An 18490-nucleotide genomic window follows, 5' to 3' on the forward strand; every position below is an offset into this window, starting at 1 on the left:
GGTTTTTTTATGAAATATTTCTAAATAAAAAGACGTTATACATAAATGAAAAAACTACTACTTCTTTTATCAGTAATTATATGTCTTGCTTTTTCAAAATCTGATGAAGATTCTGTAAAGACAATTCATGTATTTGTAGCCTTGTGTGATAATGATAACCAAGGTATTGTTCCGGTACCAAGCAAATTAGGAAATGGTCAAGGCCCAAAAAATAATTTGTATTGGGGAGCGCTTTACGGAGTTAAAACTTATTTTAAAAACTCTAAAGATTGGACTTTTGTTAAATCTATAAAAAGCGATAATTCAAAAATTTTAGAACGATTATTATTCAAACATAAATCATCCAATACTTTCTTACTAGCAGATGCTTATGATGGAAAACACATTAAGCAAACCACAATAGATTATATTGAAGCAACTGCTGGCAGAAACAGCTTTTCAATAACCTATAACTCAAGCAAACTTAATTTTGGTGGAGGCTCAGAACTATTGGCTTATGTTGGTCATGATGGACTGATGGATTTTAATGTTGAAGGCAATTTTTCACCTATCAACAAAGCTAAACGTGACGCTATAGTATTAGCATGTGCTAGCAAATCTTATTATAAAACCTATTTCGAAAAAACCAAAGTGAATCCATTGGTGTGGACGACAGGATTGATGGCACCAGAGGCTTATACACTTAAAGCTTCTATTGATGGATGGATTTTAGGTGAGTCAGATGCTCAAATAGCTGAAGGAGCTGCGCAAGCTTATCATAAATATCAAAAGTGTGGCATTAAAGGCGCAAGAAGATTGCTGGTTACTGGTTTTTAACTTCTCGATACAATTTGCTCGTGCCTCAGAAATCACTCGAAGTGACGAATAAAAAATCCCAAACATTTCTGTTTGGGATTTGGTTTTATATGAGATGCTGAAACAAGTTCAGCATGACAAGCCGATATTAATATCTATAATGCTCAGGTTTAAAAGGACCTTCAACTTCTACACCAATATATTTAGCTTGATCTGGTTTTAACTCAGTAAGCTCAACACCAATTTTTTCTAAGTGTAATGCAGCTACTTTTTCATCTAAATGTTTTGGTAGCATATATACTTCGTTTTCATACTTATCAGAATGATTCCAAAGCTCTATTTGTGCTAAGGTTTGGTTTGTAAAAGAGTTACTCATTACAAAACTTGGGTGACCAGTTGCACAACCTAAGTTTACTAAACGTCCTTCTGCTAAAACAATAATATCATTACCATCTATAGTATATTTATCTACTTGTGGTTTGATCGTGTTTTTAGTATTACCGTAGTTTTCATTTAACCAAGCCATTTGTATTTCGTTATCAAAATGACCAATGTTACATACTATGGTTTTATCTTTCATTGCTTTAAAGTGCTCTGCACGTACAATGTCTTTGTTTCCAGTTGTAGTAATTACGATATCTGCATTACCAACTACAGTTTCTAATTTTTTAACTTCAAAACCGTCCATTGCAGCTTGTAGCGCACAAATTGGATCAATCTCTGTTACTGTTACGATACTTCCAGCACCTTTAAAAGAGGCAGCTGTACCTTTACCAACATCTCCGTAACCACAAACTACAACGCGCTTACCAGCTAACATCACATCTGTTGCACGACGTATAGCATCTACAGCACTTTCGCGACAACCGTATTTGTTATCAAATTTAGATTTTGTTACCGAGTCGTTTACGTTAATAGCAGGCATTGGTAATGTACCGTTTTTAACACGCTCGTATAAACGGTGTACACCAGTTGTAGTTTCTTCAGATAAACCTTTAATGCCAGAAGCTAATTCTGGGTATTTATCCAAAACCATATTCGTTAAATCTCCACCATCATCAAGAATCATGTTTAATGGCTTACGATCTTCTCCGAAAAATAAAGTTTGCTCGATACACCAGTCAAACTCTTCTTCAGTCATATCTTTCCAAGCATAAACAGCTGTTCCAGCTTCAGCAATTGCAGCAGCAGCTTGATCTTGCGTAGAGAAAATGTTACAGCTACTCCAAGTTACTTCTGCACCTAAAGCTTGTAATGTTTCAATTAAAACTGCAGTTTGAATGGTCATGTGTAAACAACCAGCAATACGTGCACCTTTTAAAGGTTGTTCGTTTTTATATTCTTCACGTAAGCTCATTAAACCTGGCATTTCTGCTTCGGCTAATTCAATTTCTTTTCTTCCCCAAGCCGCAAGCGACATGTCTTTTACCTTATTTGGTACGTAAGCAACTGTTTTTGTACTCATTTCTTTTCTTTCTTTTTTAAATTGTTTGCCTTTGGGTTTAGCCTTGAATTGGTTAAATTCGTCCACAAACAAATGCTAAATCGGCCTTAGGCGATGCAAAGATAATCAATAGCTTTTAGAATATTAAATGCCACTCTATAAATCCATTAGTGTAAATTCACAAACTACTGTTAAAATCTGGAAGATTGAAGAATCTTATGATGAGCTATTTGAATCTTTAGACTTAAAACCTCAAAGCTTGGATCGTGTTTTAGGCATGAAAAGTGAATTGCACCAACGTGGATTTTTAAGCGTCAGACATTTGCTTCGTGAGTTTGGTTACACAGACCAGGATTTATTTTATGATGATAACGGAAAACCGCACCTTAAAGATGGTAACCATATTTCTATAACACACAGTTTTACGTTCTCTGGTGTTATTGTTAGTGATAAGGAAGTCGGTATAGATATTGAAATGCAGCGCGATAAAATTGCAGTTATTGCGCATAAGTTCGTGGACTATGAGTTTAATTATCTCGACAAATCTGCTGACGACTACATCAATAAACTTACTGTAATTTGGGGAATTAAAGAATCGTTGTATAAGCTTTTTGCAACACCTGGCATGTTATTTAAAGAACATTTTTTAGTGATTCCATTCACGTTCGATGATGGCGAAACCATTGCTTGGATAGATTATAAAGGCAGAAAATACAGATACAATACTGCGTTTTTAGAGTTTGAAGGCTTTACATGTGCATACGTTGTTCCTTAATCTATGACCATCTATTCTCACATAAAAACTTCTATAGCAGAAGCTAAAAGGTTACTGGCGGTTTTAATCGATCCAGATAAAACACAACTTGACACTATTGAAGGTATTGTAGCAAAAATCAATCAATCTATAGCAACTCACATTTTTGTTGGAGGCAGTGAAGTGGATGAAGGTGTTACAGAAGTTTTGGTAAAAGCTATCAAACATCATACAGAGTTACCTATAATTTTGTTTCCAGGAGATGTAACTCAAATTACGGATAAGGCTGATGGTATTCTGTTTTTGTCATTAATCTCAGGTCGAAATCCGGATTACCTCATTGGTAAACATGTTGAAGCGGTTTCTAAATTAGTCAAAACGCAACTGGAAGTACTTCCAACAGGATATATTCTTATTGAAAACGGAAAGCAAACTGCCGTAGAACGTGTAAGCAATACCAAACCCTTAAGTAGAACGAATAAGCAACATATTGCTGATACAGCTAAAGCAGGAGCATTTTTAGGTATGCAATTAATCTACCTTGAAGCTGGCAGCGGAGCAACGCATCCTATAGAGCCTGAAATTATTTCTGCAGTAAAACAGGAATTAAACATACCTCTTATTGTTGGAGGTGGTATTAGATCTAAAGCACAATTAGAAGCAGCGTATGAAGCAGGAGCCAATCTTGTGGTCATTGGCACTGCCTTTGAGAATAATCAACATTTTTTTGAACAACTAAAATCATAATCATGCAAATATCAGTAGACTTAACCTTATCACCATTACAAGACGATTATGAAGCTCATATCATAGATTTTATCAAGGTGTTAAGAGCTTCAAAATTCAAAGTTTTGGAAAACCCTTTAAGTACTCAGATTTTTGGTGAGATTAATGAACTAATGTCTTTTCTGACTGAAGCTATTGAAACATCTTTTGAAAATACGGATATTAGTGTACTCACCATGAAAGTTGTAAAAACTAATAGAAGCAATTATGAACCACATTTTTGATTTTTTTCTTGATGCTTATCAAAACACACCAACCAATCAAATAGTATTAGAAGCTGTAGCTTTTGTTTTTGGTGTTCTTAGTGTATACTATGCAAAAAAAGCTAATATACTGGTATATCCAACAGGTCTAATCTGTACAGTTATTACCGTATATATTCTTAATGTAAATGAATATTACGGAGATATGATGATGAACTTTTACTATTCAATTATGAGTATTTATGGATGGTGGAATTGGGCTAGAAAAAGAGAAGACAAACCTGTTGTGCCGATTTCTCGTACTAATTCCAAAGAAAAAATTATAGGTGTAATTTTCTTCTTAGTGACTATGATTGTCACTTATGCTGTTTATAAGGCTTATGATTACGATATGCAAGTTCCAAATTATATAGATGTTGTCACCTCTGGTATATTTTTTACGGCCATGTGGTATATGGCTAATAAAAAATTAGAGAATTGGACATTGTGGATAATAGGAGACATTATAACAATTCCGCTTTATGCATATAGAGGTTTAGGGATGTTATCATTGCAATATCTTATCTTTACAGTATTAGCAATTCAAGGATATATTGCATGGAAGAAAAGCTTAAACAGCAACCAAGCAACTGCATAAAAGTTGTGTTATTTGGTCCAGAATCTACAGGAAAAACAACACTTTCTAGACAATTGGCCAGACATTACAATTCGGTTTGGGTGCCAGAATATGCACGAGAGTATCTTCAAAATAAATGGAATAACGAAAGAAAAACCTGTGAGCCTCACGATTTATTGCCAATAGCCATTGGCCAAATGAAATTAGAAAATGACTTGGCTAAAAAAACAGATTCAGTGCTCATTTGCGATACAGATATACTTGAAACTAAGGTGTATAGCGAAGCATACTACTCTGGTACATGTGACCCGATTTTAGAAGCACATGCTCTAAAAAATTCGTATGACCTCTATTTTTTGACCTATATTGACACGCCTTGGGAAAAAGACGATTTAAGAGATAAACCCAATGAAAGAGAACGAATGTTTAAAGCATTTGAAAACGCTTTAATTAAATACGACAGACCATATGTTCTGTTAAAAGGAAATAAAGAAGAGCGCTTAAAAAAAGCAGTTGAACATATTGATAACCTACTTAAAAATAAAAAATGAGTTTTACAAAAAACGACATTAAACAAATAGAGGCTAAAGGATTAACCGTAAACCAAGTAGAGTCTCAAATAGAATTATTTAAAACCGGAATTCCATTTACAAATATTGCGGCAGCTGCTACGATTGGTGATGGTATTCTAGATTTATCTGAACAACAGAAAGAAGAAGCCATTACACATTTTGATAGTAATAAAAAAGGCTTATCACTTCTAAAATTTGTTCCTGCTTCTGGTGCAGCAACTAGAATGTTTAAGTTTTTATTTAAGTTTTTAAAGGACTACAACCCTCAAAAAGAATCATTAAACTCTTTTATCAATAAGAATGATTCAAAGGATTTAGCTTTTTTTCTGGTTGGTTTAGAGAAATTTCCATTTTATGAGCAAGTTTTAGAACGCTTACATGAAAAAGGAATTGATTTCAAAACTTTATCTACACAAGACAAGGCAGTCCACTTTGTGCAAATTATGCTTGGTGAAGACGAACTTAATTTTGGTAATTCCCCAAAAGGGTTACTTCCATTCCACAAGTACAAAAACGGCTATATTTCAACAGCGTTTGAAGAGCATTTGTACGAAGCAGCATTGTATGCTTCAAATGATAAGAAAGCGGAGCTTCATTTTACAATTTCAGAGAATTACAGAGATAAATTCACAGAAGAGTTTAGACGTATTGAAGAATATGTTGAGGAAAACACAGGAGTATCATTCAATATTTCATTTTCTTACCAACAAGAATCCACAGATACTATAGCAGTTACTCCAAAGGACATACCTTTTAGAAACGATGATGACACGTTGCTCTTTAGACCATCTGGCCATGGTGCATTATTAAAAAACTTAAACACATTAGATTCTGACGTTATATTCATAAAGAATATAGATAATGTGGTTGTAAAACAATACAAAGAAGAAGTTGCAAAGTATAAAAAGGTGCTTGCAGGAATTTTATTGAAACTTCAAACCAAGTCATTTGAATGTCTTAGAGTGTTGGATCAAGAAAGTATTTCAGATAAAGAGTTTGAAATGGTTGAAACCTTTTTAACCAATGAAATGTGTGTTAAAATTTCTGGTGAATACAAAAAATATTTAGATAAATACAAGATTGAATACCTGAAAGAAAAATTGAATAGACCTATCCGAATTTGCGGTATGGTAAAAAATGAAGGTGAACCAGGAGGTGGTCCTTTTTGGGTAAGAGATATCTATGGTAATCTGTCTTTGCAAATTGTAGAGTCTGCGCAAATAAATCTAAAGAATAAAGGTCAGAAGGACATTCTAACCAATGCAACACACTTTAATCCTGTTGATTTGGTTTGTGGTGTAAAAAACTACAAAGGAGAAAAGTTTGATTTAGAAGATTTTGTGGACCATAATGCAGCATTTATTACAGCAAAAACCAAACTAGGAAAAGATCTGAAAGCATTAGAATTACCTGGACTTTGGAATGGTAGTATGGCACATTGGAACACTATTTTTGTTGAGGTGCCAATCATTACATTCAACCCAGTAAAAACAGTAAATGACTTACTAAAAGCACCACACCAAATAGACTAGTTGTGGATGTTGAAGCCTTAAAATCTGAATTAACTTATAAAGCTGTCAGAAGCTCAGGTAGTGGTGGACAGAATGTCAACAAAGTAGCTTCAAAAGTAGTGCTCTACTTTAATCTCGAAGCTTCAGAACAATTTACAGACGACGAAAAAACACGCTTGGCTGAGTATTTTCAGAATAGGTTGAACAAACAAGGTGTTTTAATCTTAGATTCTAGCGAAACCCGAAGCCAGTTTAGAAACAAAGCTTTAGTTACTCAAAAGTTTTTAGATCTTATTGTTGAAGGATTAAAAGAAGAAAAGGAGCGTAAACCCACCAAAGTACCTAAAACGGTAAAACGAAAGCGCCTCGATACCAAACGCAAAAACGCTGAAAAAAAGGCAAACAGAAAACCTCCAAAAATCGACTAACTGAATAGTGCGTCACTTCGAGTGATTCTGAAGTATTTCGAGTGATTCTGAAGTATGAAGAATAGTATCGAGAAGTTTAATTATTGCAGTTTTTCATTTGCTAATCTTTAAATGTGACATATCTTTGCAGCGTTCTCAAAAAAGGGGTGCCAATAAGTGGCTGAGATCATACCCATTGAACCTAGAACAGGTAATGCTGTTTAGGAATTTAAGATGACTTGTCATACTGAACTTGTTTCAGTATGGTATCATCACAAAATCAATTATTAACAAAGAATAATTACCTCTTTTTATTCGATTATAAATTTATAGTCGTAATGAAAAACTTATTCAACAATCTCTTAAAAACAAAACGACAGAGATTATCACTTTTCATTTTTATTTTAAGCCTTTGTTCAGCTTATGGACAAGAAAAACAGCAAGACAGTACTAAAACAGAAAAACTAGATGAAGTTTTAGTAAAAGCAGTTCGTGTAAAGGAAAAAGCGCCGATTACACATTCTAATGTCACTAAAGAAGAGATTGCAAAACGTAATTTAGGGCAAGATATTCCAATATTATTGAACTTTTTGCCATCTGTAGTTACCACAACAGATGCAGGTGCAGGTGTAGGTTATACAGGTATTAGGGTAAGAGGTGTAAGTCCGCAATCTACTAATGTAACTATTAATGGTATACCTTATAATGATGCAGAATCTTTAGGAACATTTTGGGTTAATTTAGGAGATATAGCATCTTCTGTAGAAAGTTTACAGCTACAACGTGGTGTTGGTACATCTACCAATGGTTCTGGTGCTTTTGGTGCAAGTATCAATGTGCTTACAGATGCTGTTGCAAAGGATGCTTATGGCGAAATTTCAAATTCTTTTGGTAGTTATAATACCAGAAAGCATACAGTAAAATTTAGCACAGGATTGTTAAACGATCATATTGAAATTGCTGGTCGTTTGTCTAATATTGTTTCAGATGGTTACATCGACCGAGCTTCGGCAGACTTAAAATCTTATTTCTTACAAGGAGCTTACGTAGATGACAATACTTTAATAAAAGCGGTTGTATTTGGTGGTAAAGAAGTAACATACCAATCTTGGAATGGTTTAGAAGATCTAGACTTGCTAGAGAATGACAGAACCTACAACACAGCAGGAATGTACGGAGACGATGAAGGAAATATCAAATTTTATGATAACGAGGTAGATAATTACAGTCAAGATCATTATCAATTACACTGGAATCAACGTTATAACAATAACTGGTCTACAACTATTGGCTTAAACTATACCAATGGTCGTGGGTATTTTGAGCAGTACAAAGAAGATGAAGATTTCGCAGATTATGGTTTAGAAGAATTAGACTTTAATGGTGAAGTGGTCAACACTACGGACCTTATTCGTCGTCGTTGGTTAGATAACGATTTTTATGTTGTAAATGCCACTGCAAACTATAAAGACGCTAATATCGATTTAATTTTTGGTGGTTCTTTTAGTCATTACGATGGAGATCATTTTGGTGAAATTATTTGGGCAGAATTTGCGAGCCAAAGTGAAATTAGAGACCGTTATTACGATGGAAATAGTTTAAAAAATGATTTATCCGTTTTCTCTAAAGCTAACTATAAGCTAAATGATAAAGTAAGCCTTTACGGAGATTTACAGGTTAGAAACGTAACCTATAAAACCTTCGGAAACACATCTGATTTAGTAGATTTTGAAGTTAATAAAGATTTCACATTCTTTAATCCAAAAGCAGGTATAACCTATGATTTAAATGCAGGTAACAGCCTTTATTTCTCTTATGCGAGAGCGAACAGAGAACCAAACCGTACCGATTTTGAAAGTAATAACGATATTGAGCCAGAGCAGCTTAACGATTTTGAGTTAGGTTGGAGACACAAAAACGGAAACTTTACGTTAAATGCCAATGCTTACTACATGTTGTATAATGAGCAGTTGGTGTTGTCTGGTCAGTTAGATGATGTTGGTAACCCAATACGTACCAATAGTGGTGAGAGTTATCGTTTAGGTTTAGAGTTAGAAGCTATAATTCCGGTAACACCAAAATTAACCTTACAACCTAATGTAACGCTGAGCTCTAACAAGAACAAAGAAACTATCATAGATTTTGATGGTGAATTACAAAACTTGGGAAAAACTGATATCTCGTTTTCACCAGAACTTGTAGCAGCAAATGCAATTGTGTTTCAGCCAGTACAAGATTTACAAATGGCTTTATTAAGCAAATATGTCGGTGACCAATACATGAGTAATACTGAAGCTGATGCTTCTAAGCTAGATAGCTACTTTATTAACGATTTTAATGTTAGTTATAAATTATCATTCCGAGGCACTGAGGATTCTCAACCTATTTTTGATTCTATCGTGTTCACAGGATTGGTAAACAATATATTTAATGTAAAGTATATTTCTAATGGTTACTATTACACTTATGATGATACGTGGTCAGATCCTAGTGTAGTAACAACTATTGAAGGCGCTGGTTTTTATCCACAAGCTACAACCAACTTCTTGGTTGGTATGACTTTGAATTTTTAAACAATTCTAAACAATAAAATAAAACCCTGTAAGCTAATGTTTACAGGGTTTTTTATGTGAAGAAATTCTTATTAATTAGAAACCAAATATTGACCATTACCCAAATCATCAACTCTATAGGGTTGCAAGGTGCAAGATTGTGTATTTCCATTCAATCCAATACCTGTAGATAAACTATATTGGTTGGCATCATCGCAACCACATACAACAACATCTCCAGTACCAGAGTCTGTTAAGGTAGAGCAGGCGCCAGGTGCATGACTTGGATCTGCAGCATCCCATGCATAAAGCGTAGAAGAGTTTAAGCGATATAACCAAATACCGTTATTCCCTTGGTTAGCAACATATACTGCATTAGTATTAAATTGAAGTTGATTAAACTGCGGCAAGTTTGTATTAACCGTCAGATTTACACCTGCATCAAATAAGAAGTTACAATTGCTGTTAATGTTATCGTCGCTACCGCACGATATAGCTATGAATGAGAGGATTATAATCAGTTTTTTCATCTTAATTTTTGAGGCTCAATTTACAATTATTTAAGCTTTACGCTAAATATTTTATATATTTGCAAAGTAATCTCGTTGACGCGAGATTTTTTTTATGCTGAATTTACTTCAGCATCTTTTATTAAAACGAATGAATTATGAGTAAAGTATCTTATTATACAGCAGAAGGATTAAAAAAGTTAAGAGAAGAGTTAAATCAACTTAAAGACATTGAGCGTCCAAAGGCGTCTCAGGCCATTGCAGAAGCAAGAGATAAAGGTGATTTAAGTGAAAATGCTGAGTACGATGCAGCTAAAGAAGCGCAAGGCATGCTTGAGATGAAAATTTCTAAGATGGAAGAAACTTTAGCCAATGCTCGTGTTATTGATGAGTCTCAACTAGATACTTCTAAAGTGTTAGCTTTATCTAAAGTGAAGATAAAAAACCAAACCAACGGTATGGAGATGACCTATACTTTGGTAGCTGAGAGTGAAGCAGATTTGACTTCAGGTAAAATTTCTGTAAACTCACCAATAGGTAAAGGCTTGTTGGGTAAGTCTGTTGGTGATATAGCAGAAATTCAGGTGCCAAATGGTATATTGAAGTTTGATATTTTAGAGATATCTAGATAACAAATTTCTGCGAAAGCAGAAATCCTACAATTATTAAGACATATAAAAGATTCCTTAATCAAGGAATCTTTTTATATTTATAGAGTATTGAAAAACCCTACCAATGGCTACACTTTTTACAAAAATTATTAATGGTGAGATTCCGTCATACAAAGTTGCAGAAACCGACGAGTTTTTTGCGTTTTTAGATATTAATCCTAATTCTAAAGGCCATACGCTTTGCATACCTAAAAAGGAGGTTGATAAAATTTTTGACCTAGATGAGGAAACATACATGGGATTAATGCAGTTTTCGAGACGTGTAGCTTTAGCCATAGAAAAGGTAATTCCCTGCCAACGTGTTGGCATGTCTGTAATTGGCTTAGAAGTACCTCACGTACATGTGCATTTAATACCGCTTCACACTATGGAAAACGCACGTTTTACGCATAAAGAAAAATTGACTTCAGAAGAGTTTGAAGCGATAGCTCAAAAAATAGCTTCGCATTTATAATTAAAAGGAAATTACTCCGGTTACAAATAAGATTATCACAGTTACAAGAAGTACATCAAAAACGATGAATATCCAGGCTAATGGCTTTAGCTTTATAGATTTTGGTCTGGGTTTTACAGCACGTTGCTGATATTTCACAACACGTTCTATGTTATCTGTCCAACGCACCGGAAAAATTGTAGTATTACAATTGTAACAGTGCATATGATGGGAAGTTTCCGAAGTTATGGCTTTGTAAAAGACATTTTCGGTCAACTTTTGCTTAAAGGTAATTTCCAAACCATCATTAGAGTAACATTCTGGGCAATTATTGCTCAGTCTGGCTTCTTTTAACGTAAAGTATTTTGATGAACCCATACTCAAATGTATAATATTTTTTTAAATTCTTTATTATGAGTTGTTTAAGTGAAAGGTATTGTTCAATTATTCTTTTTTGGCTTAAATGGTTTTTAAGGTAATTTGTATGGTTGTGCCTTTATCGATTTCAGACTCAACGACTTTTATTTTTCCGTTATGATAATCTTCAATGATACGTTTGGCTAAAGATAAGCCAAGTCCCCACCCCCTTTTTTTAGTGGTGTAACCAGGTTCAAAAATTTTAGAGAATACTTGTTTGGGTATGCCTTTACCAGTATCTGTAATATTTACAAATACCTGTTTTTCGGTTTGAGAGATATTGAGTTTTAAATCCCCTTTGCCTTTCATGGCATCAATGGCATTTTTTACTAGATTTTCAATCGTCCAACTGTATAATTGCGCATTAATTTTTACAGGGATTTCGGTATCAGGATGTTCAATCTCAAAATTGATAAGTTTTGAAGATCTCGATTTTAAATACTCGTAAGACGATTTTGTAACTTCAACTAGATCTAAAGTTTCTAAAGTTGGGGCAGAACCAATTTTACTGAAACGATCTGTGATTGTTTGCAGACGGTCTATGTCCTTTTCAATTTCGGCAATATATTCTGGATTTACATTTTCGGTTTTCAAAATTTCGGTCCAACCTACTAAAGAAGACAATGGAGTACCTATTTGATGTGCTGTTTCTTTGGCCATACCTGTCCATAGTTTATTCTGTTCGGCTGTTTTGGTGCTTCGGTAAAAGAAGTAAACAACGGCTGCAAATAGCAGAATAATTAGAAGTAAAGCCAAAGGATAGTATCCTATTTTTTTGAGAAGCGGTGAATTACCATAATAAATAGTTTGAAAAACTTCTCCTTTATATACGACTTCTATAGGTTCATTTTCACTTGAAAATTTCTTTATAAGATAGTTAATATAGGTTGTGTCTTTAAGTTTTTCTTCATCAAGATTTATATGATTATTTACATCTCCTCTTTTGTCTATAATCAGCATTGGAGTACTGGTTGTTGTTTCTGTAAGTACGTGTGTAGTTACAGGGTCCACATCAGCAGTTAAATCATCTATACTTCTCAAAAAATTGTTTTGTGCAACAGACCAGGTTTTAATTTTTACACGTTCTTCAGCCTTAAATTTTTGAAAGAAGGAATACGTATTCCAAAGAATGAGAGATACAATAATGAAAGAAGAGAAAATAATAATCCAACGGATAAGATTTCGGTTTGAGCTAAAGGTCATTAGTTATTGCAATTTCTTTTTAAATATAATGTAAAACTGTTAATAATATTGTTTAGATACAACGGTAAAACATTTTCATTGACACAGCAATATAATTATCTTTGTTGAAAATCAGTAAGCTACATGATTTCATACAATCCAAAAGACCTTTCAACAGGGAGATTACATGGTTATTTGCTAAGTGCAGTGGCACCAAGACCTATAGCTTTTGCGAGTACTATAGATAAAGATGGCAACCCTAATTTGTCGCCATTTAGTTTCTTTAATGTGTTTAGTGCTAATCCTCCAATTTTAATTTTTTCTCCTGCAAGACGTGTTAGAGATAATACAACTAAGCATACCTTAGAAAATGTTGAAGCGGTTAACGAAGTAGTGATTAATGTGGTGAATTACGATATTGTGCACCAAATGTCATTAAGTAGTACAGAGTATCCTAAAGGTGTTAATGAGTTTGAAAAAGCGGGTTTAACCATGTTGCCTTCAGATGAAGTTAAACCATTTAGAGTTGCAGAATCTCCAATTCAAATGGAATGTAAGGTTAATGAGGTTGTAAAATTAGGAACAGAAGGAGGAGCAGGAAATTTGGTGATTTGCGAGGTTGTAAAACTTCATATTTCTGAAGAAGTGATGAACGACGATAATACCATAAATCAAGAAGCGTTAGATTTAGTAGCCAGAGCAGGAGGTAGTTATTACAGCAGAGCTAAAAGTGGTTTCTTTGAAATCCCGAAGCCGCTACAAACAATGGGAATTGGTGTTGATAATTTGCCGGAACAAGTTAGGGATAGTATGATATTAACTGGGAATAATTTAGGAATGCTGGCTAACGTTGATAAGTTGCCAACTAAAGATGAGGTTGAACAATTTCTAAATGATATTAGTGAGCGCTACCCTAACTTAAAAACCGCAACTCATAGAGAAAAACATAAGCTGGCGAGAAATTATTTAAGCTACGGAGATGTAGAAAGTGCATGGAAGTTATTACTTTCGTAAATTCAATTAATATAGAAGGAAAATAAAATTAGATTAAACAAAAATGGAAGTACAAGGACGTATTAAGGTGATTGGAGAGACTCAAACTTTTGGAAGTAATGGGTTTAGAAAAAGAGAAGTTGTAGTAACAACAGAAGAGCAATATCCGCAACATATTATGATTGAGTTTGTTCAAGACAAAACGGATTTATTAAATAACTATCAGGTAGGTCAGCAGGTTAAAGTTAATATCAACTTAAGAGGACGTGAGTGGGTAAATCCACAAGGGGAAACTAAATATTTTAACTCTATCCAAGGATGGAGAATTGAAACTTTACAGGCTGGCGCGCCAAGTGGAGATATGCCACCAGTACCACCTACAGAGGCTTTTGAGCCTGTGAGTGATTTAAACGAAGACGATCACGACGATTTACCTTTCTAGTTAAAGAAAGATTCTATAAAATTGAAGAGACTTGTTTAGATTTTAAACAAGTCTTTTTTATTTTTAATAAAAAAGTCCCAATGGTTAATTGGGACTTAGTATTGTGGTTTTAGGTTTTGATCTTCACAAACAAACTTAAAAAAAAGCAATGATGAACAAAAAATTTATTTAATAAAGATCAAGGTCAAATATCAATAAAATTCTTATACTATCAAAACCAAGCCCTTTATTTAACAGTAAAAATCGCTTAAAAGCTTAAATAATGCACTTTTTAACGGATAAAATAGCGTTTCCAGATGTGTCTGAAGCTTCGTTTGATGGTTTGTTGGCCATTGGTGGAGACTTGTCTTCAGAACGCTTAATTCATGCTTATTCTAACGGAATTTTTCCATGGTTCGAAGATGATGAACCTTTACTTTGGTGGTCACCAGATCCAAGGTTTGTTTTATTTCCAAAAGATTTAAAGGTTTCAAAGAGTATGAAACAGATTTTAAGGAAAAATGATTTTAAGGTGACTGTCAATAAAGATTTTAAATCGGTTATTGAGCAATGTGCCAAGGCAAAACGTGATGGGCAAGATGGTACTTGGATTACGAGCCTAATGGAAGAAGCATACATAAAATTATACCAATTAGGTTATGCAAAATCTGTTGAAGTATGGCAGGATAATGAGCTCGTTGGTGGGCTCTATGGAGTAGGTTTGGGCAACAAGGTGTTTTGTGGTGAGAGTATGTTTACCAAAGTTAGCAATGCCAGTAAAGTTGGGTTTATAACATTTGTGAAAAATTCTAATTACAATGTAATAGACTGCCAAGTGCATACCAAACATCTCGAAAGTCTTGGTGCTAAGCACATACCTAGAACTGAATTTTTAAAATTCCTCTAAATCTTTAGAATACCAGAAGTTAGGAGAAATAGCTTTTGTTCAGTATTAAGGTTATAGGCTTCAAACCTATATTCCATACCTAATTGAAGCTTAAGCGATTTTGATACTAACCAGCCTATATGAGCTGTTGTTCTATGATCTATTTCTGGTTTTTCATTTTTGCTATTGCTTAAAAGAGCTTCTATTGAGCCAACAATATAAGTCTCGCCAATATCTAATTTTTCACCATTAAGAGGAAAATCCAAAGCAAAACGATATCGTGATCTTAATATGGTTAAATCTTCTAAAATCCGTTGTTCAAAACGTACGCGATGTCCAAAGCGTATCGCTTCCCGTTTTTTTGTGTAGTTAAATTGTTGGGTTAAACGTAGCTCGTTGCTACCACCGTCGATAGACTCTCTTATTCTGTATTGTACACCTAAACTAACGGAATGATTGTAATCTAGGTTTAAGGTTGAAAAATGAACAAAATCGAGTTGTCTATTTTCAAAATTAAAATCGTCTTTTTGATATAAATAATAACGAGAGCGAACAGCAAAATTAACCTTGTAATTACTGTTGATATTTGTGTTTACAGCAAAACTCGTTTCACCTAAACCTTCAAAATCAGATTGAGAAAACAAGGTGTTTAGGCTTGCGAAACATGCCAATAAAACTAAGAGGGTTTTAGTATAAGACATGCTCGTAAGAGGTTGGGTTTAAAATTCTGAAGTTTACAAATGTGCCAGATTCATCAAAGGTAAACTCTCTAATATCTCGTTTTTTGTTCGTTTTAACTTCGGCGATAATTTCAAAGTTTGGTGCTTCAGTTGAGGTGTTATTTAATATGTCGTTAGCAAAACTCAAAGCGTCTAATTTTTCATGATAGACAAATTGTTTTTGCACTTTTATAAGTTTGTATTTGTTGAAGCGAGACTTAAAATAATCTTCAATTTTAGATTTTTTTTCTTCATTTATAGTTTTGAATTTGGTGAGGACTTCCAAATCTTCAATAACTCCATCTTCAGAAAACTCTAGACTATAGCGTTTTCTATTATATTTAAATTTCACTTCGAAACTTTGTTTTTCACCATCAGTTTCTTTGTAGAATTTCAAACGTTTACAATCATCTGGTAGGTTATTTACAACTGCAATAGCGGCTTCTGGAAATTCTGATTCAGTTATACGTTCCTCCTTTTCATTTTTGATTTGGCTAAAAACGAATTGACATATAAATATTAAAACGAGGAGTATTTTTGTTTTCATTTTAAACTTCGTTATATCTAAAACAAGATACTTCATGGTCGTTTACCATGCCTGTAGCTTGCATGTGTGCATAGATTACCGTGGTACCAACAAATTTAAATCCTCGTTTTTTGAGATCCTTACTTATTTGGTCGCTAAGTTCTGTATTGCCAGGTGCTTCTTTATAATTTTGTATACTATTTTTTATAGGTTTACCATCTACAAAATCCCAAATATATTTTGAAAAACTACCAAACTCATCCTGTATTTTCATAAAAGCTTGAGCGTTGGTAACTGTTGCGTTTACTTTTAATTTATTTCTAATGATGCCTTCATTTTTTAGTAGAGTTTCAATCTTAGCTTGCTTATACTTTGCAATCTTTTGGTAGTCAAAATTATCAAAAGCTTCTCTAAAGTTTTCGCGCTTGCGCAGAACTGTAATCCAACTCAATCCAGCCTGAAAGGTTTCAAGAATTAAGAATTCAAAAAGTGTGTCATCATCATATACAGGAACTCCCCATTCTTGGTCATGGTAGGCTTCGTAAAGAGGATCTCCAACACACCAACCGCATCTGTGCTTTGTCATTTTGTAAGGTTTAGAGTTTTATGCTACTAAGGTAACAAGTGTCACATAATTAATATGCAATCCGTACTATTTTTGTAAACTGAAAACCAAAAAAATTAAAATAATAACATCACATTCTTACAAACCAATTAGTTTTACCACGATGGAAATTTTAGAAAACATAATGACTACAGATATCATCAAAGAAAGTTTAAATAAAGCAATGAGCTACGATGAATACCGAACTTTAGTTACATCTCTTGTTGAGCAACAGTCAACAACAGGTAATGAAAAAACTGAAGCATTGGTAGAGTATACAAAAATGAATGACAGACGTATGAAGCGTTGGGATAAAACGGTAAAACTGTCTGATGATGCTTTAGAAAAGATATCGGTATATTCTAAAAAAGTGACTTGGCTAGTTATAACAGAAAGTTGGTGTGGAGATGCTGCGCATATAGTACCTGTTATTAATAAAGTTGCAGAGCAAAATGACACTATTGAATTGAAGGTTGTTCTGAGAGATGAGAATGAAAGTTTAATGAATCAGTTTTTAACCAATGGAGGTAAGGCAATACCAAAGCTCATTATGATTGATAATGAAACAGATGAAGTTGTAGATACTTTTGGGCCTAGACCATCTGTTGCGACAGAAATGGTTGATGTTTATAAAACGCTTCACGGTAAATTAACACCAGAGTTTAAAGAAGATTTACAACTTTGGTATAATAAGGATAAAGGACAATCTACAGTTGAGGATTTGGTGAATCTATTGTATTAATACTTTTTTACTTTCCTCTGAAAGAAAATGTAATTGTACCAATTTGTTTGGTTTTATTGGAGGCATCAAACTGAACGTCTTTAGCATATTCTAACGCACGATTGATTAAACATTCATTGTTAGAGTTTGAAGAGCCATTTATAGTGGCATCAGTTACTTTGCCGTTCCCATTTACGACAATATTTACAATTATCTTTCCACCTGTTTCGCACAAATAGCGTGGAATGTCGTAGTCTTGCATGATTCTGCCCACAAGAGAATAGGTGAGTGTGCTTTTAGTTTTAGCGTGTTCGTCTGCTATTTTTTTATTTTCTAGACGTTTGTTTAATTCTTCCTGAAGTTTTTTGTAAGATTCTGTTTCCTCAGAATTTAAAGCATAAGCATTACTGTTGGCATACGATTTTGTGATATTACTTTCTTCTACAATATCACTCGTTTTAGCTTCCTCTAAAGCTTTGGTTGTGCGTTCAAAATCATTAGCGCTTATGGTTTTAAAATTGCGCATCATTTCTTTGTACTCCTGGTCTTCGTTAAACGCTTTATTGGTGGATTTACCGTCGAGAACATCAAGGAGTTCTTGCTCTTCTTTTATAATTTCTGGTTCAGGTTCAAGCTCGTAAAAGTTTTCAGTTATGAGTTTGCTGTTCTGTTTTAGTTGAAAACTGAACATAGCTAACACCACAGTTCCTGTGAGAAGAAATGTGATAATACCTGCTTTATATTGTTCTAAATACTTCAAAAAATAAG

At 33.9% G+C, this 18490-nt stretch carries 23 protein-coding genes; 15 read left to right on the forward strand and 8 right to left on the reverse strand.

The genetic code is table 11. The features are described 5' to 3' along the window. Nucleotides 1–45 precede the first annotated feature (45 nt). Nucleotides 46–816 carry a hypothetical protein gene (locus MST30_RS07155; protein WP_243473699.1) on the forward strand — a complete coding sequence of 257 codons (771 nt, stop codon included), beginning with the start codon at nt 46–48 and terminating at the stop codon, nt 814–816. A gap of 127 nt (nt 817–943) precedes the next feature. Here the strand turns inward: MST30_RS07155 and ahcY are convergent, their stop codons facing one another. Next, on the reverse strand, nt 944–2260 hold the full coding sequence (ahcY, locus tag MST30_RS07160) for an adenosylhomocysteinase (protein WP_243473700.1): 1317 nt from the start codon (nt 2258–2260) through the stop codon (nt 944–946). Nucleotides 2261–2387: 127 nt separating this feature from the next. On the opposite strand from ahcY, the gene MST30_RS07165 reads away from it, so the two are divergent. From MST30_RS07165 to MST30_RS07200, 8 genes are all read left to right on the forward strand, one after another. Then, nucleotides 2388–3014 carry a 4'-phosphopantetheinyl transferase family protein gene (locus MST30_RS07165; RefSeq protein ID WP_243473701.1) on the forward strand — a complete coding sequence of 209 codons (627 nt, stop codon included), beginning with the start codon at nt 2388–2390 and terminating at the stop codon, nt 3012–3014. A gap of 3 nt (nt 3015–3017) precedes the next feature. Then, nucleotides 3018–3740 carry a phosphoglycerol geranylgeranyltransferase gene (locus MST30_RS07170; protein WP_243473702.1) on the forward strand — a complete coding sequence of 241 codons (723 nt, stop codon included), beginning with the start codon at nt 3018–3020 and terminating at the stop codon, nt 3738–3740. A 2-nt stretch (nt 3741–3742) separates the two neighbouring features. Further along, nucleotides 3743–4003 (forward strand): thiamine-binding protein, encoded by a 261-nt coding sequence (locus MST30_RS07175; RefSeq protein WP_243473703.1) that lies wholly within the window; start codon nt 3743–3745, stop codon nt 4001–4003. After that, a complete protein-coding gene (pnuC, locus tag MST30_RS07180; RefSeq protein WP_243473704.1) occupies nt 3987–4619 on the forward strand; it encodes a nicotinamide riboside transporter PnuC in 633 nt (210 codons plus the stop codon). The genes MST30_RS07175 and pnuC overlap by 17 nt, the downstream gene beginning before the upstream one ends. Next, nucleotides 4580–5149 (forward strand): ATP/GTP-binding protein, encoded by a 570-nt coding sequence (locus MST30_RS07185; RefSeq protein ID WP_243473705.1) that lies wholly within the window; start codon nt 4580–4582, stop codon nt 5147–5149. Before pnuC ends, MST30_RS07185 begins: the two co-directional genes overlap by 40 nt. Further along, on the forward strand, nt 5146–6702 hold the full coding sequence (locus MST30_RS07190) for a DUF4301 family protein (protein ID WP_243473706.1): 1557 nt from the start codon (nt 5146–5148) through the stop codon (nt 6700–6702). The genes MST30_RS07185 and MST30_RS07190 overlap by 4 nt, the downstream gene beginning before the upstream one ends. 2 nt (nt 6703–6704) lie before the next feature. Then, nucleotides 6705–7109 (forward strand): alternative ribosome rescue aminoacyl-tRNA hydrolase ArfB, encoded by a 405-nt coding sequence (gene arfB, locus MST30_RS07195; protein ID WP_243473707.1) that lies wholly within the window; start codon nt 6705–6707, stop codon nt 7107–7109. Nucleotides 7110–7426: 317 nt separating this feature from the next. Beyond that, nucleotides 7427–9661, forward strand: coding sequence for a TonB-dependent receptor (locus MST30_RS07200; RefSeq protein WP_243473708.1), 2235 nt, complete (start codon nt 7427–7429; stop codon nt 9659–9661). 71 nt (nt 9662–9732) lie between these two features. Here MST30_RS07200 and MST30_RS07205 read toward each other — a convergent pair whose 3' ends face one another. Next, entirely contained in the window at nt 9733–10170 is a 438-nt protein-coding gene (locus MST30_RS07205; protein WP_243473709.1) for a hypothetical protein, read from the reverse strand. Between the two features lie 137 nt (nt 10171–10307). Between MST30_RS07205 and greA the strand changes: the two genes are divergently transcribed. Both greA and MST30_RS07215 read left to right on the forward strand, forming a co-directional pair. After that, complete coding sequence (gene greA / locus MST30_RS07210; RefSeq protein ID WP_243473710.1) at nt 10308–10781, forward strand: transcription elongation factor GreA; 474 nt, start codon at nt 10308–10310, stop codon at nt 10779–10781. A 103-nt stretch (nt 10782–10884) separates the two neighbouring features. Continuing rightward, nucleotides 10885–11274 carry an HIT family protein gene (locus tag MST30_RS07215; protein ID WP_243473711.1) on the forward strand — a complete coding sequence of 130 codons (390 nt, stop codon included), beginning with the start codon at nt 10885–10887 and terminating at the stop codon, nt 11272–11274. Here MST30_RS07215 and MST30_RS07220 read toward each other — a convergent pair whose 3' ends face one another. Both MST30_RS07220 and MST30_RS07225 read right to left on the reverse strand, forming a co-directional pair. Then, nucleotides 11275–11631 carry a hypothetical protein gene (locus MST30_RS07220; RefSeq protein ID WP_243473712.1) on the reverse strand — a complete coding sequence of 119 codons (357 nt, stop codon included), beginning with the start codon at nt 11629–11631 and terminating at the stop codon, nt 11275–11277. Between the two features lie 81 nt (nt 11632–11712). Beyond that, entirely contained in the window at nt 11713–12873 is a 1161-nt protein-coding gene (locus MST30_RS07225) for a sensor histidine kinase (RefSeq protein ID WP_243473713.1), read from the reverse strand. A gap of 123 nt (nt 12874–12996) precedes the next feature. Between MST30_RS07225 and MST30_RS07230 the strand changes: the two genes are divergently transcribed. From MST30_RS07230 to aat, 3 genes are all read left to right on the forward strand, one after another. Next, nucleotides 12997–13866 (forward strand): flavin reductase family protein, encoded by an 870-nt coding sequence (locus tag MST30_RS07230; protein WP_243473714.1) that lies wholly within the window; start codon nt 12997–12999, stop codon nt 13864–13866. 43 nt (nt 13867–13909) lie between these two features. Continuing rightward, entirely contained in the window at nt 13910–14287 is a 378-nt protein-coding gene (locus MST30_RS07235; protein WP_243473715.1) for a DUF3127 domain-containing protein, read from the forward strand. Between the two features lie 262 nt (nt 14288–14549). Further along, nucleotides 14550–15173, forward strand: coding sequence for a leucyl/phenylalanyl-tRNA--protein transferase (gene aat / locus MST30_RS07240; protein WP_243473716.1), 624 nt, complete (start codon nt 14550–14552; stop codon nt 15171–15173). On the opposite strand, the gene MST30_RS07245 is transcribed toward aat, so the two are convergent. The 3 genes from MST30_RS07245 to MST30_RS07255 are packed head-to-tail and all read right to left on the reverse strand — an operon-like array spanning nt 15170 to nt 16983. After that, nucleotides 15170–15853 carry a DUF2490 domain-containing protein gene (locus MST30_RS07245; protein ID WP_243473717.1) on the reverse strand — a complete coding sequence of 228 codons (684 nt, stop codon included), beginning with the start codon at nt 15851–15853 and terminating at the stop codon, nt 15170–15172. The two genes, aat and MST30_RS07245, sit on opposite strands and share 4 nt — an antisense overlap. Continuing rightward, entirely contained in the window at nt 15840–16418 is a 579-nt protein-coding gene (locus MST30_RS07250) for a hypothetical protein (protein WP_243473718.1), read from the reverse strand. Before MST30_RS07250 ends, MST30_RS07245 begins: the two co-directional genes overlap by 14 nt. 1 nt (nt 16419) lies before the next feature. Continuing rightward, complete coding sequence (locus MST30_RS07255) at nt 16420–16983, reverse strand: DNA-3-methyladenine glycosylase I (RefSeq protein WP_243473719.1); 564 nt, start codon at nt 16981–16983, stop codon at nt 16420–16422. Between the two features lie 142 nt (nt 16984–17125). Here MST30_RS07255 and MST30_RS07260 point away from each other — a divergent pair, with 142 nt between their 5' ends. After that, on the forward strand, nt 17126–17743 hold the full coding sequence (locus MST30_RS07260) for a thioredoxin family protein (protein ID WP_243473720.1): 618 nt from the start codon (nt 17126–17128) through the stop codon (nt 17741–17743). A 7-nt stretch (nt 17744–17750) separates the two neighbouring features. Here the strand turns inward: MST30_RS07260 and MST30_RS07265 are convergent, their stop codons facing one another. Further along, on the reverse strand, nt 17751–18482 hold the full coding sequence (locus MST30_RS07265; protein WP_243473721.1) for an energy transducer TonB family protein: 732 nt from the start codon (nt 18480–18482) through the stop codon (nt 17751–17753). Between the last annotated feature and the right edge of the window lie 8 nt (nt 18483–18490).

This window comes from Winogradskyella sp. MH6, from assembly GCF_022810765.1.
Classification (GTDB): Bacteria; Bacteroidota; Bacteroidia; order Flavobacteriales; family Flavobacteriaceae; genus Winogradskyella.

What these genes read in the sequence shown, in the direction of transcription:
- MST30_RS07155 (WP_243473699.1), top strand. Translation starts at nt 46, where the DNA reads ATGAAAAAACTACTACTTCTTTTATCAGTAATTATATGTCTTGCTTTT.
- ahcY (WP_243473700.1), bottom strand. Translation starts at nt 2,260, where the DNA reads ATGAGTACAAAAACAGTTGCTTACGTACCAAATAAGGTAAAAGACATG.
- MST30_RS07165 (WP_243473701.1), top strand. Translation starts at nt 2,388, where the DNA reads ATGCCACTCTATAAATCCATTAGTGTAAATTCACAAACTACTGTTAAA.
- MST30_RS07170 (WP_243473702.1), top strand. Translation starts at nt 3,018, where the DNA reads ATGACCATCTATTCTCACATAAAAACTTCTATAGCAGAAGCTAAAAGG.
- MST30_RS07175 (WP_243473703.1), top strand. Translation starts at nt 3,743, where the DNA reads ATGCAAATATCAGTAGACTTAACCTTATCACCATTACAAGACGATTAT.
- pnuC (WP_243473704.1), top strand. Translation starts at nt 3,987, where the DNA reads ATGAACCACATTTTTGATTTTTTTCTTGATGCTTATCAAAACACACCA.
- MST30_RS07185 (WP_243473705.1), top strand. Translation starts at nt 4,580, where the DNA reads ATGGAAGAAAAGCTTAAACAGCAACCAAGCAACTGCATAAAAGTTGTG.
- MST30_RS07190 (WP_243473706.1), top strand. Translation starts at nt 5,146, where the DNA reads ATGAGTTTTACAAAAAACGACATTAAACAAATAGAGGCTAAAGGATTA.
- MST30_RS07200 (WP_243473708.1), top strand. Translation starts at nt 7,427, where the DNA reads ATGAAAAACTTATTCAACAATCTCTTAAAAACAAAACGACAGAGATTA.
- MST30_RS07205 (WP_243473709.1), bottom strand. Translation starts at nt 10,170, where the DNA reads ATGAAAAAACTGATTATAATCCTCTCATTCATAGCTATATCGTGCGGT.
- greA (WP_243473710.1), top strand. Translation starts at nt 10,308, where the DNA reads ATGAGTAAAGTATCTTATTATACAGCAGAAGGATTAAAAAAGTTAAGA.
- MST30_RS07215 (WP_243473711.1), top strand. Translation starts at nt 10,885, where the DNA reads ATGGCTACACTTTTTACAAAAATTATTAATGGTGAGATTCCGTCATAC.
- MST30_RS07220 (WP_243473712.1), bottom strand. Translation starts at nt 11,631, where the DNA reads ATGGGTTCATCAAAATACTTTACGTTAAAAGAAGCCAGACTGAGCAAT.
- MST30_RS07225 (WP_243473713.1), bottom strand. Translation starts at nt 12,873, where the DNA reads ATGACCTTTAGCTCAAACCGAAATCTTATCCGTTGGATTATTATTTTC.
- MST30_RS07230 (WP_243473714.1), top strand. Translation starts at nt 12,997, where the DNA reads ATGATTTCATACAATCCAAAAGACCTTTCAACAGGGAGATTACATGGT.
- MST30_RS07235 (WP_243473715.1), top strand. Translation starts at nt 13,910, where the DNA reads ATGGAAGTACAAGGACGTATTAAGGTGATTGGAGAGACTCAAACTTTT.
- aat (WP_243473716.1), top strand. Translation starts at nt 14,550, where the DNA reads ATGCACTTTTTAACGGATAAAATAGCGTTTCCAGATGTGTCTGAAGCT.
- MST30_RS07245 (WP_243473717.1), bottom strand. Translation starts at nt 15,853, where the DNA reads ATGTCTTATACTAAAACCCTCTTAGTTTTATTGGCATGTTTCGCAAGC.
- MST30_RS07250 (WP_243473718.1), bottom strand. Translation starts at nt 16,418, where the DNA reads ATGAAAACAAAAATACTCCTCGTTTTAATATTTATATGTCAATTCGTT.
- MST30_RS07255 (WP_243473719.1), bottom strand. Translation starts at nt 16,983, where the DNA reads ATGACAAAGCACAGATGCGGTTGGTGTGTTGGAGATCCTCTTTACGAA.
- MST30_RS07260 (WP_243473720.1), top strand. Translation starts at nt 17,126, where the DNA reads ATGGAAATTTTAGAAAACATAATGACTACAGATATCATCAAAGAAAGT.